Annotated in this window: 15 protein-coding genes; 3 read left to right on the top strand and 12 right to left on the bottom strand. The window is 37.7% G+C overall.

From position 1 onward, the window contains the following. Positions 1–185: 185 nt before the first annotated feature. Both elyC and SB028_RS06505 read left to right on the top strand, forming a co-directional pair. A complete protein-coding gene (gene elyC, locus SB028_RS06510; RefSeq protein ID WP_069368246.1) occupies positions 186–1019 on the top strand; it encodes an envelope biogenesis factor ElyC in 834 nt (277 codons plus the stop codon). A gap of 446 nt (positions 1020–1465) precedes the next feature. Next, positions 1466–2389, top strand: coding sequence for an AEC family transporter (locus tag SB028_RS06505; protein ID WP_069368245.1), 924 nt, complete (start codon positions 1466–1468; stop codon positions 2387–2389). A gap of 103 nt (positions 2390–2492) precedes the next feature. Here SB028_RS06505 and mqo read toward each other — a convergent pair whose 3' ends face one another. From mqo to tnpA, 12 genes are all read right to left on the bottom strand, one after another. Beyond that, positions 2493–3989 carry a malate dehydrogenase (quinone) gene (gene mqo, locus SB028_RS06500; protein ID WP_069368244.1) on the bottom strand — a complete coding sequence of 499 codons (1497 nt, stop codon included), beginning with the start codon at positions 3987–3989 and terminating at the stop codon, positions 2493–2495. Positions 3990–4002: 13 nt separating this feature from the next. After that, on the bottom strand, positions 4003–4398 hold the full coding sequence (locus SB028_RS06495; RefSeq protein ID WP_069368243.1) for a cupin domain-containing protein: 396 nt from the start codon (positions 4396–4398) through the stop codon (positions 4003–4005). 540 nt (positions 4399–4938) lie between these two features. Next, on the bottom strand, positions 4939–5700 hold the full coding sequence (gene kdsB, locus SB028_RS06490; RefSeq protein ID WP_069368242.1) for a 3-deoxy-manno-octulosonate cytidylyltransferase: 762 nt from the start codon (positions 5698–5700) through the stop codon (positions 4939–4941). Between the two features lie 4 nt (positions 5701–5704). Beyond that, positions 5705–5884 carry a Trm112 family protein gene (locus SB028_RS06485; RefSeq protein ID WP_004244593.1) on the bottom strand — a complete coding sequence of 60 codons (180 nt, stop codon included), beginning with the start codon at positions 5882–5884 and terminating at the stop codon, positions 5705–5707. 415 nt (positions 5885–6299) lie between these two features. After that, positions 6300–6515 carry a cold-shock protein gene (locus SB028_RS06480; protein ID WP_069368241.1) on the bottom strand — a complete coding sequence of 72 codons (216 nt, stop codon included), beginning with the start codon at positions 6513–6515 and terminating at the stop codon, positions 6300–6302. Between the two features lie 512 nt (positions 6516–7027). Continuing rightward, positions 7028–8017 carry a tetraacyldisaccharide 4'-kinase gene (gene lpxK, locus SB028_RS06475; RefSeq protein WP_069368240.1) on the bottom strand — a complete coding sequence of 330 codons (990 nt, stop codon included), beginning with the start codon at positions 8015–8017 and terminating at the stop codon, positions 7028–7030. Beyond that, a complete protein-coding gene (gene msbA, locus SB028_RS06470) occupies positions 8014–9759 on the bottom strand; it encodes a lipid A ABC transporter ATP-binding protein/permease MsbA (protein ID WP_069368239.1) in 1746 nt (581 codons plus the stop codon). Before msbA ends, lpxK begins: the two co-directional genes overlap by 4 nt. A gap of 36 nt (positions 9760–9795) precedes the next feature. Continuing rightward, complete coding sequence (locus tag SB028_RS06465; protein WP_069368238.1) at positions 9796–12165, bottom strand: DNA internalization-related competence protein ComEC/Rec2; 2370 nt, start codon at positions 12163–12165, stop codon at positions 9796–9798. Between the two features lie 400 nt (positions 12166–12565). Then, complete coding sequence (gene ihfB / locus SB028_RS06460) at positions 12566–12853, bottom strand: integration host factor subunit beta (protein WP_006537420.1); 288 nt, start codon at positions 12851–12853, stop codon at positions 12566–12568. Positions 12854–12917: 64 nt separating this feature from the next. After that, positions 12918–14591 carry a 30S ribosomal protein S1 gene (gene rpsA / locus SB028_RS06455; RefSeq protein ID WP_006537421.1) on the bottom strand — a complete coding sequence of 558 codons (1674 nt, stop codon included), beginning with the start codon at positions 14589–14591 and terminating at the stop codon, positions 12918–12920. Between the two features lie 173 nt (positions 14592–14764). Then, positions 14765–15451 (bottom strand): (d)CMP kinase, encoded by a 687-nt coding sequence (gene cmk / locus SB028_RS06450; protein ID WP_069368237.1) that lies wholly within the window; start codon positions 15449–15451, stop codon positions 14765–14767. Positions 15452–15724: 273 nt separating this feature from the next. Further along, positions 15725–16150 carry an IS200/IS605 family transposase gene (gene tnpA, locus SB028_RS06445; RefSeq protein ID WP_069368236.1) on the bottom strand — a complete coding sequence of 142 codons (426 nt, stop codon included), beginning with the start codon at positions 16148–16150 and terminating at the stop codon, positions 15725–15727. Between the two features lie 56 nt (positions 16151–16206). On the opposite strand from tnpA, the gene SB028_RS06440 reads away from it, so the two are divergent. Next, the gene (locus SB028_RS06440) at positions 16207–17376 is read left to right on the top strand and encodes an RNA-guided endonuclease TnpB family protein (RefSeq protein WP_318860131.1); all 1170 of its coding nucleotides are present in this window, start codon (positions 16207–16209) and stop codon (positions 17374–17376) included. Positions 17377–17461: the final 85 nt, after the last annotated feature.

Genomic DNA, 17461 nt, shown 5'->3' with positions numbered 1-17461 from the left:
TAAAAAATTTAACGTTCAAACGTTTATCGTTTTATAAATTATTAAACGGCTCTTTATTTCTATTGATGAAAACTTAATGAAACGTTGTTGTGTTAGCTATTTTGACACAACGTCTTAGAATTCCCCTAGTTTTCACTAAGCTTTCGCTATCAATTGCATGTATTTCACTCAATTTAGGATGATTTATGCTGTTTTTGCTCAAAAAATATGTTGCAGGCTTTCTGATGCCCTTGCCTTTGCTCTTATTAATTGCCTTTTTTGCATTAGCACTTCTTTGGTTTACTCGTTGGCAAAAGACGGGAAAAAGCCTACTCACTGTCGCGCTTGTTCTATTAACTATTTTAGGTATACAGCCTGTTGCCGATACACTATTAATGCCAAGTGAAAAAGAGTATCAAGCTCGTTATGAATTACGAGAAAATTCGCAACAAGATGTGAACTACATTGTTGTTTTAGGAGGTGGATTTACTTATAACCCAGAATGGGCGCCAAGTTCTAATCTTCTTAACAACAGTTTGTTTCGTGTTGCTGAAGGTGTAAGACTCTACTATCGCAATCCTAACGCAACACTGATTTTTACAGGTGGTGCCGGTGTTAATAAGATAAGCAGTGCAGAGGTAGCGGCTCAAGTTGCACAATCTTTAGGTGTACCTGCTGAGAAAACTATCGCCTTATCAACACCCAAAGATACTGAAGAAGAAGCTTATGAAGTTGATAAATTAATTGGCAAAAAACCATTTTTACTTGTGACGTCTGCTAACCATTTAGCTCGTGCTGAGCGTTTCTTTTTAGCGCGAGGAATGAAACCTATTGTTGCACCAGCTAATCAATTGGCTATCACTTCACCATTACATCCTTGGGAAAAATATTTTCCTTCCGCCACCTATTTTCAACACAGCGAACGTGCATGGTATGAATTTTTAGGATCGATATGGCAATCAGTAAAACCCTCGGAACAACCTACAGAAATATCAGAAAATAATCATTCCCCGTCAGATAAAATAAATTCAGATAACTGATCTCTTCTCCATACTGAACCTCAACATAGAGGTTCAGTTTTCCTCAATAATCAACTCGTTGAATACTCAACAGATATCGATATTATTAATATGTATTATATTCTATAAAAAAGTTATCACCATGTTACGAATTAGATATATAGAACGCGCATTAGAAAATAATTTTATATATCATTAAAAACCATATTAATATATGGTTTTTATTATTAAATTTAATTTTCCATGTGCTATTTACTAAATGAAGTATTATTTTTAGCACTATGAAATAACATTGACATTTATCTATTGAATAATTTCAAATATCTTCGATAATTAAAAAGATTTAATTTTTATTACTAAGTAATAATACGGAGTTGTTTTATTCATATAAAGATATAACTATTTTTTAATTAGTTATGGATGCTTGAATAAAACAAAAATCACTATATTAAACATCCAGAGGTAATATGTTACTGCATACCATCTTATCAGCACTGGGACCGATTATATTAGGGCTTTTAGTTGGATGGCTCTCCGGTAAATATGGGTTTATTAAAAGAGAGTATTCACAAGCCTTTGCTGATTTTGTCGTTAAAATTGCACTACCGTTTTCACTCTTTTTAGCGGCAACCCAAGCTTCTCCTTCGGTTTTCTTTAATATCGATTATCTATTAGCGCTAGCGGTAGGATTACTTGTTTCTTATCTCATTGGTTTTTTAGGTGGCAAGTTTATTTTCAAACATGATAAAAAGAATTCTGCAATGCAGGCGTTGTCGGTTTCATTTCCTGATATGGCTTATTGTGGACCACCGGTATTACTAGCAACAGTCGGTTCATCAGGTTTGATTGCTATGGTCGTGGGGAATTTGATCTACACAGTGATTATTTTACCTTTTACGATGATGATGATTAGTGGCGCCAAACAAGGGAAAAGTATTTTCCAGTCATTGCTTAATGCTATATCTCAGCCATTAGTTTTCCTACCTATCTTCGGGGCTATACTTGCTATTTTTGGCGTTAAACTTCCAGAGATTTTACAAAACTCAGTTAATGAAATAGGGAAAACATCGGGGGGAGTGGCATTATTTTTCTTAGGACTATTAATTTCAGGCCTTAAACTTAAAGTTAATACTGAAATTGTTTTTAATGTGATAATAAAAAATGTTGTGCAAGGAGCATTAATTCTAGGAACGGGGTTTGCACTTGGATTAGAGACTGAGTTATTAAAAGCGGTATTTCTAATTGGTGTCTTACCTACCGCAACAGCAGTGCCTGCCTTAGCTATTACAAATAAGGCTTATACCGATATGGCAACAGGTACCGTATTATTAAGTACGTTGTGTTCATTACTTTCTATTATTGGTGGTATTTCTATTGTAGAAATGATGTAAGTTTTCTAAGTGTATTTATCTGAGAAAATATTATTTATAATAGCAACACGAATAAAAAAACAGACCATAACAACAGGTCTGTTTTTTTTAATAAATACGATGACTAAGGCGTATCTAATTTTAATATTTTAGCTGTTGATGCACGAATATTTCGACAAGCATCCTCATCAACTTTAAGATCAATACCATAAGTTGGAATAATCGTTTTAAGACGATCTTCCCAACCATCACTTTCAAGCTGCTCTTTAAAACAAGACTTAATGATATTGATAGCAATAAATGCCGCTGTAGAAGCACCTGGTGACGCCCCTAATAATACTGAGAATGATTTATCTGCACTGCTAATTAACTCAGTACCAAATTCTAACACGCCATGATGCTTAGCTTCAGGCTTAATGATCTGAACCCGTTGTCCAGCTACCGCTTCTTGCCAATCTTCATGCTGTGCCTGAGGATAAAATTGTTTGAGCATTTCAAATTGATGTGCAGAAGTTTGTAAGACTTGACCAATTAAATATTCAGTCAATGACCAGTTATCTTTTGCTACATCAAGCATCGGTTCTATATTACTTAATCGAATTGACTCAAATAAATCTAAATATGAACCCTGTTTTAAAAATTTACTCGAAAATCCAGCATAAGGACCAAAGAGTAAAGAGCGTTTACCTGCAATAATACGTGTATCAAGGTGTGGTACAGACATAGGCGGTGAACCTACATCCGCTTTCCCATAAACTTTAGCATGATGGCGATTAGAAATTTTATCTTCATCACAGCGCAACCAAATACCACTAACAGGGAACCCCCCGTAACCTTTACCTTCTGGAATACCTGATTTTTGTAATAAATCGATGGCACGGCCACCTGCACCAACGAACACATATTTGGCTGAAATTAGGTATTTATCATGAGTGGTGAGATCTTTAACTTCAATATTCCAACCACCAGCTTCATTTCTCTTGATATCGATAACATCATGTTTATAGTGCAACTCAAAATTGTCTTGTTGAGAAAGTTGCTTAACTAATAAATGTGTTAATGCACCATAATCGACATCAGTGCCAGTAGCAACACGAGTCACTGCAAGTTGTTGATTGGGATCTCGCCCTTCCATTATTAATGGTGCCCAATCTTCAATTTGTTTTTTATCTTCACTGTATTCCATATTTTCATAACAGTGATTAGCAGACATTTGGCGATAACGTTGATGAAGAAATTTAACGTTATCAGCACCCCAAACAAAACTCATATGTGGGCAAGCATGAATAAAATCTCGCGGGTCAGTAATTTTTCCTTTTGTTACTAAATAAGACCATAACTGACGAGATAAATCGAATTCTGTATTAACTTCTAATGCTTTGCTGATATTGACAGTTCCATCAGGATTTGGTGGCGTATAATTTAGTTCACAGTTAGCGGCATGTCCTGTTCCTGCATTATTCCATGAATTAGAGCTCTCTTGGCCACAATCATTTAGTCTTTCGAACATTGCGATTTTTAAACTAGGTTCAAGCTCTTTAAGTAGTGTACCGAGCGTCGCACTCATAATACCAGCGCCAATTAATGCGACATCAACCTGCTCACTAATAGATTTATTCATAACAATCCCTCAATTAGTTGGTTATTTTGCCAGCCTTAAAACATAATCCTGCATCTTCTTTATAGACAACATAAGCACGACGCCAAGGCTCATTATCTAAAAGACGCCATTTATGACCTGTACCACTGTTATCTTGTGCTAATAACACATCACCAGGCTTAATAATGAAAGTAGAACCATCTTTTGTTTCAAACTCTAATGTTCCTGATAAGGTAATAACATAACGAGGAACGGGATCTTGATGCCAATCATATGAACCACCAGAAGTTGTTTCCCGAAACGATAATTCTGAAACATTGATAGGCAAACTTTCCCTATCGCCTTGAGAGCTATTTTGAAATTCGATAACACCTTCTTCAAATAACGAATTACCATCTTCTCCAGTCCATAAGCGAACACATCGGATCATATTTTCAAACTCCTTTAATCATTTAATACTTAAACCTTTATAATTATTTAGTATAGATAATGTTTTTACTTTTTCCCAAAAATTGGCGTTATAATTACGTATTTCAATTATTTAAAAGTATAGCAGTAATTAAATTATATAATTGATGGTTAGATCATTATTTAATAGGTTGAACGGGAAAAACATAATATTTCTTTCAATCAATATTTTACTCACTTTTTATATTCATCATTTTTTGAGCATCTTATTTTTTCCATTCTATTTTTAAGTCATTATACAAATTAAGATTTTTATATTTTGATAAAAGAGATATCTTATTGAAACTGAGATCATCAATATATTGAAACTTGGGGATTAAGAAGTGAGAATGGAAGATATTCGTCGCCAAATGTCAGAGAAATAACCAATATTACAATTAAAAATTGTAATTTAGCGATAATAAACTCAATAACATTAAATAGTTAAATAAAGTTAAAAAAATATAAAAACGGCACTTAATAAAATAAGTGCCGCGAGAGATTTCAGATTTTAATATAATAATTAAAATTCTTGATTAAGAGCACGATAGGCAGCTCTGGCTGCGATAAGATCATCTTGTGTATCTACACCCACACCAGGAACTTCTAATGCTTTTGCAACATGGATTTTTTCACCATACCACAGCACACGCAGTTGCTCTAACATTTCAATAGATTCTAATGGGCTTGGCTCCCAAGTAATATATCGACGTATAAAGCCCGCGCGATAAGCATAAATACCAATATGGCGTAAATAGTGCTCACCAATTTCATCATGTGACAAATTAAAACGATCTCTTTCCCAAGGAATGGTTGCACGAGAAAAATAAAGTGCGAAACCTTTTGCATCCATCACAACTTTCACCGCATTCGGATTAAAAGCTTCTTTTGAGTCAACAATAGGCACCGCTAATGTCGCCATTCCTGCGCCACAACTCGCCAAATTTTCGGCTACTTGAGTAATAATAGTGGGTGGAATAAGAGGCTCATCACCTTGTACGTTAACGATTATCTCGTCATCTGCAAATTGGTATTTTTCAATGACTTCAGCTAAACGTTCTGTACCAGAATGGTGATCTTCGCGAGTCATGCACGCTTCCCCACCCGCTTTTTCAACTGCGGCAACAACATCTAAGTTATCAGTTGCAACAATGACTCGGTTTGCACCAGAGCGCATAGCCTGTTCCATTACACGAACAATCATAGGCTTACCATGAATATCCGCGAGAGGTTTACCCGGTAAACGGGTCGATGCATATCGACCTGGGATAATGACCGTAAACATGAAGTTACTTTTCCTCTTCTAGTGATAATTCTCTTGCTTCATTCTCCAGAAGAACGGGGATATTGTCACGTACAGGATAAGCTAAATGATCAATTTTGCAGATAAGCTCTGAGTTTTCTTTATCAAAGATAAGTTTGCCATGGCAAACTGGGCAAGCAATAATTTCAAGTAAGCGGTGATCCATTTTGTCCCTCTCAAGGGTTAATCATTTTATATGGCGAAAGGATATCATAAGGAAGGATCAGCGTTAATACTCAAAACCTCTCGTTTAGTGATAATTCGAAAATTATTTTAGTTATTAATGAATTTATTATTTTCTCTTTTACTATAAGCAACAAAAAAGCCACATTAATGTGGCTTTTTATCGTTGAGTCTGCAACATCATTAATAAAGAATTACATTCAGCTTTTATTGATAATAATTTAACCTTTTTATTATCTTTATTGCATTCTTATTAACGAAATGACTCTTTTATATGACTTATTCAACTTAGTGGCAAACTATTCACGTTTACCTACCTAAAAATAGGCATAAACGATAATTTAGTTTCAGTATTAAACTATCGTTTTATCTACATCTTTAATAAGGCAACGCCTTATTTAAAACCCAATAACATCAGCGGCTTCTAAACCTGCTGCTGTTCTGATAACAGAAAACTCAACGTCTTGACCTTCTGTTAATGCTTTATTTTTTGTATTGGCAATCGCTTTTTTATTGACATAAATTTCTTGTTCAATGTCTCTTGCAACAATAAGACCATAACCTTTGTTATTGTCAAACCATTTTACGCGACCCATTCTTAATTGTAATGTCATGATAGATAAACTCCTTTTGTTCTTTGTATAGTGTTATTTTCCTATACAAATGCATCCTACTTTTTATTAAGTCTTCTTATATAAAACCCCAATTAAATTCTGAACACATTAATCTAAGTAGTGCATTTTATTATTCAAATATAAATGTTCAAAACCGTGATAGCTAAGCTGAATAAATATCATAAAGCGCAATAAATATTTACAGTATCAATATGACGAAAAAATGACATCTCGATATTTATAGAGCATGGATAAAAAGACAACCGAATATAAAAACAATGAGTCATCATTAAAACGGTTTTTTATCATTCATCATGCACAAAGCTGACACTCTTCACTGCACAAAATATTAATTTACATTCAAGATCCACAAACTCTCCACACAAGGCTTTTGAGTAGATAGGGTAATGGCGAGTTAAATTGAACTACGACAAAAGCGATATGCAACTACGGGTAGGTAATCTTTTATGTAACGCTATCCTGATTTCCATTATAAATATCATTGTTTCAGATCAGATACAAGTTTTTTTCGAGCTGTAAATTAAATTGCTGACTTGTTTTAGCACAGATTGGCTATTTAATTCAGCGCTAACAGGTAAATACCACCAATTATCTTGTGCAAAATGCTGACATTTCACAGCATCCTTTTCTGTCATAATAAGCGGTTCTAAATCAGGTGTTAAATCCTGTAATTCTTGAGCACTATAATCACTATGATCACTAAATGCTTTTGTTGTGATTAATGCAATCCCTTTTTCACGTAATGAGTTAAAAAATCGAGGTGGATGACCAATCCCAGCGATAGCAACCGCCTTTTTAATTTGCTGGATTGGTCTTTTTTCTCCCGTTTTAAGATTAACAGCAATATCACCTTCCAGTACCATGCTTATCTCATTACCTTGGCTTACTCCACCATTAACGATAATTGCATCTACTGAATTTAAGCGCCCTGCACGCTCCCGCATAGGGCCTGCTGGTAACCACCAACCATTGCCAAATCGACGTTGACCATCAATGACAACAATTTCATAATCACGCTGTAATGCATAATGTTGTAAACCATCATCAGTGATGATCACATCCAGATCATATTGAGCTAATAACGCTTTTACTGCATCTCGTCGATTAGGCGCAACTGCAACGGGAGCCGTTGTCCGATGATGAATCAATACAGGTTCATCACCAGCCATGGCTGGTGTCGTATCGGATGTCAAAAGTAATGGATAATGATCTGATTTTCCGCCGTAACCACGAGACACGACACCTGGTTTAAATCCCCGCTGTATTAATTGCTCAACAAGCCATATCACAACAGGTGTTTTACCATTCCCACCTGCAGTTAAATTCCCCACAATCACAACAGGAACAGGGGCCTTCCATGATGCTAACCACCCTTTCTGATATGCAAAACGCCTTAGCAGTGTAATCGCACCATACAACCATGAGAATGGAAGCAATAGGATATAAAACCAAGATTTACCAGACCAAATCCGCTCAATCATTTGCCAAATTGCATCCTGTGAAGTTGTGCATAAATACCCTGTTTTTCAATCAAATCAAGGTGTGCGCCACGTTCAACAATTTCGCCGTCTTCAATAACTAATATTTCATCCGCTTTTTCAATCGTTGATAAACGGTGAGCAATGACTAAAGAGGTTCTGTTTTTCTGTAGTTCATCAAGTGCGGACTGAATAGCTCGTTCTGATTCTGTATCTAACGCTGATGTTGCTTCATCAAGAATAAGAATAGGGGAATCTCGTAATAATGCTCTTGCAATTGCAATACGCTGACGTTGTCCACCTGAAAGTAACACACCATTTTCACCAATTTCAGTATCTAAGCCTTTATCCATTTTTTGGATAAAATCCATCGCATGAGCCATTTTCGCCGCTTTTTCAATATCTTCACGGGTATACTGCTCTTCACAAGCATAGACGATATTGTTTGCCACAGTTTCATTAAAAAGATGCACATTTTGAGAAACTAATGCAACTTGGTTACGCAAAGATTTTAATGTGTATTCACGAATATCATGACCATTAATTAATATCTCACCTTCATTAACGTCATAAAAACGAGTGATCAGGTTGGCAATCGTAGATTTACCAGAGCCTGAACGTCCAACTAATGCAACAGTTTTTCCTGCTGGAATGGTAAACGACATATTTTTCAATGCTGGCGTATCTTTCGTAACATATTGGAAAGTCACGTTACGAAATTCAATATCACCCGTTGGTTTTTTCAGTTCAAGCTTACCCGTGTCTTTTTCTTGCTCCATATCGAGGATAGTAAATAGTGTCTGACAAGCAGCCATACCACGCTGAAATTGAGCATTTACGTTAGTCAACGATTTTAATGGGCGCATTAATGCAACCATTGAGGAGAAGACAACCGTAATTGTCCCCGCCGTTAATGTTTCCATAATTTCTGGGAAACTTGCTGCATATAGAACAAATGCTAATGCAAAGGAAGCAATCAATTGAATAATAGGATCTGAAATTGACGAGGCGACAACCATACGCATACCTTGACGGCGAATATGATTACTCACATGGTTAAAGCGCTTATTTTCAACTTCTTGACCATTAAAAATCAGAACTTCTTTATGCCCTTTTAGCATTTGCTCTGCGCTAGTTGTTACTTGTCCCATGCTATTTTGGATCCGTTTACTGATCGTTCTAAAACGAGTCGATACCAAACGGATAACAACAGCCACAATAGGTGCGATAACGATAAGGATCAGGGATAATTGCCAGCTATAGTAAAACATCAAACAAAATAGCCCAATAATATAAGCACCTTCACGTACAACTGTGATTAATGCGCCTGATGATGAAGAGGCAACTTGTTCTGAATCATATGTGATACGAGAGAGTAAAGTCCCTGTTGATTGCTGATCAAAAAAGCTCACCGGCATTCCCATTATGTGAGAAAACAGTCGGCGACGCATATTCATTACCACTTTTCCTGATACCCAAGAAAGGCAGTAACTTGAAATAAAGTTAGATATACCACGCAGAACGATCAGTCCAATAACAGCAAGAGGCATCCATTTTAATACGTCATTGCTGGCTTTACCAAAACCTTCATCAAGAAGCGGTTTTAATAAAGAAATCATAAATGCATCCACCCCCGCATTGATGACTAATGCAATTGCAGCAACGATTAACCCTGCTTTAAAAAGTCGGATCATTGGCCATAAGCGGCGGAATGTTTGCCACGTTGATAGATCTATATCATTCATATATATTACCAAACTTTTAATAATTAGCCGGTCATTCTACTCGGGAAACGTCAAAACACCAAACCACTGATGATACCAACGAGGTAAAATATCTCGTCTATAGGTAAATACATCAATATTATTTTGATTAAACTCGATAGAAATTTGTCCACTAATAGAAGTTGTTAGCCAATTAATAGCTTCTCTTTTATAACGATGATGTACTTTATCAGAAGGTAAACGCCAAGGGCTATAACGAGCAGCAGAAACGAGCGCAAATTTAGGTGATACTGCTTGAATAAACATCAATGTGGATGATGTTTGACTACCATGGTGAGGAACTTGTAAAACATCGGCTTTCAGTTGTTCTTTTTTGACTCTTACTAATTGAGCTTCAGCTTCTTTTTCTATATCTCCAGTCAAAAGAATATGGTGTTTACCATCACTGACATTAATCACACAGGATTGATTATTCTTCGGGGAAGGTAACTTATTCGGTGGCCATAATGCCTCAAATCGAAGCCCTTTCCATTGCCATGATTTATTACTTAAACAAGGTAAATGCGAAGGATCGTCAAAACTACTACGAATGTTTAAGTTAGGATACGCTTTTATTAAATCGTTAATCCCCCCAGTATGATCAAGATGATCGTGACTAATTATCAATGCAACGGGTTTAAGCCGATGACTTTTTAAATAAGGAATAATGACACTTTTGGCAATTGAACCACCACTTTTCCACCGTATTCCAGTATCATAAATAACCGCTTCTCCTTCTTTTTCAAGAACAACAGCTAAACCATGTCCAACATCTAGCATGGACATTCGCCATTGATAGCGTGAAGAAGCTGTCAATTCACAATATAAAACAGCACCAATAGCCACAATGCATATAAAATGATAATGCCACCATGACATTTTGATGACTAAAATAATGCCGAGCCCCAAAAAAGCTAATAATAAAGGAATAGCACCACTTTCTTGCCAAAATGGTAAAAATAATGGAGTACACCAAAAAGCAAAATTGATAGAAAGATCAACCCAATGCCAAATTATCGGCTGTAAAAATGAGAGAAAAAATGTCAATAATCCAATCATTATTAACGGTACGGTAATAAAAGAAATAACAGGAACTGCCCACAAATTAACGATAAAACTAAAAAAATTAGCACCATTAAATAAATATAATTGAAATGGTAACAAAATAATTAATAAACCAAATTGTAAATGTACCAATCGTAAAATAAACCACCGTTTTTGATAATTATATTTAGTTTTTAATGGATACATCCAATACCAAAAAATAATGGCAAATACAGCAGAAAAGGAAAGCCAGAAACTGGCTGAAAGGATAGAAAGAGGTTCAATAATAAGAATGAGTGCGGCGCTCCAAAGTACCCATTGCCAAGGTAAAAATAATCGGTTTGCCCAATGTAAAATCACCCAAACGGTTAATCCAATAACAGCTCTTGTTGCTGGTATTCCCCAACCTGATAACGCAGCATAGAAAACCCCACATAGCCAAGCTATGACTAATGGAAACTGTGGATTAATCCATCTGATAGGAAATATAAATTGAATACTTCTTGCAATGATCCAGCCAGCACAAGCAGCTAAACCTATATGCAACCCCGATATCACAATTAAATGTGCAACTCCTGTTTTGATATAGAGATCTTTCTTCTCAGGTTCAATATATCGCTTATTACCTAAGACTAAAGCAATAATTTCGCCTTTATTTTCTGCAGTTTGCCAATAAGTTGAAAGGGTTTGAATAAATTGAGTACGCAGTGATGTATCATCTCGGATAAACTGGGCCGTCATCACTTTACCTGTTAACGTTTCTTTCATAGAAACAGCATACTTTTGACTATCAAACCCACCTTCATTTAAATAGCTATGTACTGCTCTGAATTGAATTTTAAATTTCCAATATTGCCCTACTGCTATATTTTTAGGGGGATTTCGCCAATACACGTTAGCATAAACAGATGATGAGAAGCGCGTTTTTTTGGTAATGGGTATTTTGATAATAATATTACCCTCTGTTAATTGGCGATATTCCATAATTTTGGTTTCAAATATTACTATATTATCGGCAAACTGCTCCGTTCTCGTCATTAAGGATGATGCAGCCATATTTGAATAAACCCAGAAAAACAGAAAGATAGAGAAAAATCGTAATGAACGAAAAGGAAAAAATAATAAAAATAATGCAACAAAAATAGTAATAGAATAAATAGTCTGACTAAAAAGTGTATGTTGAACTAATAACGGTAAACAGCCTAATATCATTGCTAAAGCAATACTATCTAAAGTTAATTTTGTGAAATAAAGTTTTTGAAAATAAGCTGAATGAAAACACTTCCGTTTTATTGATAATACCTCTAACTTAAAAAAAACCATCATTCGATTCAATAAAATCATTCTCAGCATCCTTGCCTTCAATCATTCTTTAAATATCATGATATTATCATTTAGTTAAAGAAATACTTTTATGCCATCTTTTAGCGATGCTTTATAAAAAGAAAAAGATCTCTTGTTACATACAATAAATTTTGAGAAGAAACTCATAAAAAGAAAAACAACTAAGTGAGTTCAGTAATTAAATAGAGAAATTAAAACTAAAGCGGATTATAGTAATAAAAAGAAAGGTACATGGTGGATAAAATAAATAGAGCGAATTGAATAAGTTAGAATTAAAAATTGAAGAAGATTAAAGAACAGAAAAACACACTAAAAGTCATAATACTAGGGAATAAAAAACGGCACCTAAGTACCGTTTTTGAGAAAGTTAACTAACATCGTGCCATTTCGACAGGCGTTATTATTCCGTATAAATATTTACACGGTCACGTAACTCTTTACCTGGCTTAAAGTGTGGAACGTATTTACCTTCCAGATCTACTTTATCACCAGTCTTCGGGTTACGACCCGTACGCGGCGCACGGTAGTGTAGAGAAAAACTGCCGAATCCGCGGACTTCGATACGCTCACCATCAGCTAAAGTATCAGCCATATGATCAAGCATTTCTTTTACAGCTTCTTCAACCGTCTTAGCCGAAAGATGAGATTGTAGGCCTGCAAGTCTCTCGATTAACTCAGACTTGGTCATATTACCTCCCTAAACTACCGATAAATAGGCAACGATTAACGTTGCCTTCCGTTAATAACTTAAATTATTCGCCTTTAGCTGCTTTGAAAGCTTCAGCCATAGCGTTGTTTGAAAAACCAACTTCTTCTTTGTTGTTTACAGAAGCGATAGCGTCTTTCTCGTCTGCTTCGTCTTTAGCACGAACAGATAAGTTGATAACGCGGTTTTTACGGTCAACGCCAGTGTATTTAGCTTCTACAGCTTCGCCAACATTCAGAACCAGAGTTGCATCTTCAACGCGGTCACGTGAAGCTTCTGAAGCACGAAGATAACCTTCAACACCGTCAGCTAATTCTACAGTTGCGCCTTTAGCGTCAACAGCAGTTACTTTACCAGAAACAATAGCACCTTTTTTGTGAGCAGACAGGTAATTATTGAATGGATCTTCTGATAATTGTTTAACGCCCAGTGAGATACGTTCACGTTCAGCATCAACTTGCAGAACTACAGCAGCGATTTCGTCGCCTTTTTTGTATTCACGAACGGCTTCTTCACCTGCAACATTCCAAGAAATGTCAGATAAGTGAACCAGACCGTCGATACCGCCGTCTAAACCGATGAAGATACCGAAGTCAGTAATAGACTTGATTTTACCTTCAACACGGTCGTTCTTGTTGTGAGTTTCTGCGAATTGCTGCCATGGGTTAGATTTACACTGTTTCAGACCCAGTGAAATACGACGACGTTCTTCATCGATGTCAAGAACCATAACTTCAACAACATCACCAACATTAACAACTTTAGATGGGTGAATGTTTTTGTTAGTCCAATCCATTTCAGAAACGTGTACCAGACCTTCAACGCCTTCTTCGATTTCTACGAAGCAGCCGTAATCAGTCAGATTAGTTACACGACCAGTCAGTTTAGTACCTTCTGGATAACGTTTAGCGATAGCTACCCATGGATCTTCGCCCAGTTGTTTCAGACCTAATGATACGCGAGTACGTTCACGGTCGAATTTCAGGACTTTAACAGTGATTTCGTCGCCAACATTGACAATTTCGCTTGGGTGTTTAACACGTTTCCAAGCCATGTCAGTGATGTGCAGTAAACCGTCAACACCGCCCAGATCAACGAATGCACCGTAGTCAGTAAGGTTCTTAACGATACCTTTAACTTCCATGCCTTCTTGCAGGTTTTCTAATAACTGATCACGTTCTGCGCTGTTTTCAGATTCGATAACCGCACGACGAGACACAACAACGTTGTTACGTTTTTGGTCTAATTTGATGACTTTGAACTCAAGCTCTTTGTTTTCCAGATGAGTTGTATCGCGAACTGGGCGAACGTCTACCAGTGAACCAGGTAAGAACGCACGAATGCCGTTCAGTTCAACAGTGAAACCACCTTTAACTTTACCGTTGATGATACCAACAACAGTTTCGTTTTCTTCGTAAGCTTTTTCTAGCATCAGCCACGCTTCGTGACGTTTAGCTTTCTCACGGGACAGAACGGTTTCACCGAAGCCATCTTCAACCGCGTCCAGAGCAACATCAATTTCGTCGCCCACTTGGATTTCTAATTCGCCTTGAGCGTTTTTGAATTGTTCTACAGGAATAGCAGATTCTGATTTCAGACCTGCATCAACCAGAACAACGTCTTTATCGATAGCAACTACAACGCCGCGAACGATAGCGCCAGGACGAGTTTCGATTGTTTTTAGGGATTCTTCAAAGAGTTGAGCAAAAGATTCTGTCATGTTAATGATCTTCAAGTAAATTTAATTAACGTCCATTTAGCATCCGGCCGAATGGGGTTGTTTCACATACCTCATTACATCCTTTGTGACGAGGTCATCGGGCATTGTTGTGTTTTCATTAACACGTCAACCCGATTTAGATAATTTCCTAGTATAAACGAAATAAAAATGAATTACGCTGTTAATTGCAGATTTTTTTTAGCATAAGTCAACGATTTTTCAATGACTTCGTCAATAGACAAACTTGTAGAATCGAGAATTAATGCATCTTTCGCCGCAACAAGTGGCGCAACAGCGCGATTCCGGTCACGGTGATCGCGTTCTTTTATCTCGGATAAAAGGCGCTCAAAGTTAACATTAAAGCCCTTTTCCTGCAACTGTAACATGCGACGACGCGCACGCTCTTCTGCACTCGCCTCTAGAAATATTTTTACTTGGGCATCAGGAAAAACAATGGTGCCCATATCTCTGCCATCTGCAATTAAGCCAGGCGCAGTACGAAACGCACGCTGACGACGCAGTAATGCTTCTCTTACACGGGGAAAAGTCGCCGCTTGTGATGCCGTATTTCCAACTGTTTCTGTTCGAATTTCAGTTGAAACATCTTCACCTTCAAGAATGACACTTAAGCCATTCTCATTAGGAATAAAACGCACATCTAAATTTGCAGCCAAGGGCACTAAAGCATCTTCTGAGGTTATATCAACATGGTGATGTAAAGCGGCTAATGCCAATACACGATAAATAGCACCAGAATCGAGTAAATGCCAACCAAACGCTTTCGCTAATGCTTGACATAATGTTCCTTTACCTGCTCCGCTAGGCCCATCAACAGTTATAACAGGGACGCTAACCGCCATGAGTTTCTCCTTTTCGTGGACACTGCATTTCTGTATTTGTTGCTCTTATTACATTGATATAATAAGCATAGCGTTCAAACAAAGAAAAACAGTATTAATATATGCGCGACATTATACGCATACAATGTATAGGAAGAAATAAGTAGATAGGTACTAACGCGTCTTATTTAATATTATTTTTTCGAGATAGTGCATTTTTTAGCGAAAAACGCCGTAAACCCTCGCCCAGTGCGGGCGGGGGTATAAGGCGAAAAGCCCGCAGGGCTTTAAAGATCAATCAGGCGTTGACTGACTCTGAACGTAGGCTCTGAGTGTTTCAATCGTTGCCCCTCCGGTGCTACAGACAAAGTACGACCTTGACCACAAAAGCCCCGTTTTACTTTGCGTCCGTAAATGTGTGTTTTGCTGGCGCAGCAGGCGCGACGATACTGATTTCAGATTGTTGACCATCACACTGACCGCCAGTTTTGGCGGGTAAGCAACCAGCAGATGCACATGGTCAGGCTCTCCGTCCATCTCAATAATTTCGCATTCAAGTTTTGCCGCAGCGGAGTCAAATGCATCACGCAGTTGAGCGAGCATCAGTCCGTCAAATAGCTTACGTCGATACTTTGTCGTAAAGATCAGAGGCACGACCAGTTTACTGACACGGTGCCGCTTTCTGAGGGGTTCCGCCAGTAAATCATTATGATTACTCAATTGATATATTGCCCTAACATGTTAAAATAAAAACATTATATCAATGAGCGCTGATGATGTTAAGAGCAACAAAAGTACGCATCTACCCAACACCAGAACAGGCTGAATATCTCAACGCTCAGTTCGGTGCGGTTCGTTTTGCGTACAACAAAGCGCTGCACATCAAGAAAGACGCTTACCAGCGGCACGGCGTAAATTTAAACCCGCGTAAAGACCTTAAACCGCTGCTTGCAGTGGCGAAAAAATCCCGCAGATATGGGTGGCTTAAAGAATATGACTCCATAGCATTGCAGCAGGCGGTGATTAACCTTGACGTGGCTTTCTCCAACTTTTTTAATCCGAAACTAAAAGCCCGTTTTCCCACGTTTAAAAGTAAGCATGGCAGACAATCTAGCTATCATTGTGTCGGGATCAAAGTCATTGATGGCGCGATAAAAATCCCGAAAATCGCACCGATTGAAGCGCGTTTACATCGTGAAATTACGGGGGCGCTGAAAAGTATCACACTGAGCCGCAGCGCAACCGGAAAATACTATGCGTCACTACTCTGTGATGACGGGGTAGAAGCACCGGCAAAGCCAACATTGATATCAAATATCACGGGGCTTGATGTGGGGCTGAGTCATTACGCCATCAAATCAGACGGCAATAAGATTGCTAATCCGCGCCACCTTATCAATGCCAGCCGTCACCTACGTCGAAAACAAAAAGCCTTATCTCGCAAGCAAAAAGGGAGTGCTAATCGCCGTAAAGCCCGAATACAGCTTGCAGGTGTACACGAACGGGTAGCCAATGCCCGTGCTGATTTTCAACACAAACTCTCTCGTGCAATTGTTGACGAAAACCAAGCGGTAATTGTAGAGACACTGAAATCGGCGAATATGATGAAAAACCACTGTCTGGCTCGCGCTATCGGTGATGCAGGCTGGCATGGTTTTATCACAAAGCTGGAATATAAAGCCGCAGAAAAAGGCGTCCATCTGGTAAAACTGGATCAATGGTTTGCCAGTTCGAAAACCTGTCATTGTTGCGGTCATAAAATGTCAGAAATGCCACTACATAAGCGTATCTGGCAATGCCCTGAATGTGGAGTTGAACATGACCGAGATATCAATGCGGCAATCAATATCCGACACAAGGGCATATTGGAATTACACGCGGCGGGACTCGTCGTTTCAGCCCATGGAGACCCGCGTAAATCCGTCGTACAGAGGGTTGCGGTCTGAGAAGTGGGAAGCCTCGCCGTTTACGGCGGGGAGCAGTCACAAAAACGAATCTATTTACAATAAAAAATCGGCAGTATTGTTCTTT

Origin of the sequence: Proteus vulgaris (genome assembly GCF_033708015.1) — a bacterium.
GTDB lineage: Bacteria > Pseudomonadota > Gammaproteobacteria > Enterobacterales > Enterobacteriaceae > Proteus.
The sequence above is the reverse complement of the archived record's forward strand: the minus strand, read 5'-3'. Positions and strand labels throughout refer to the sequence as shown.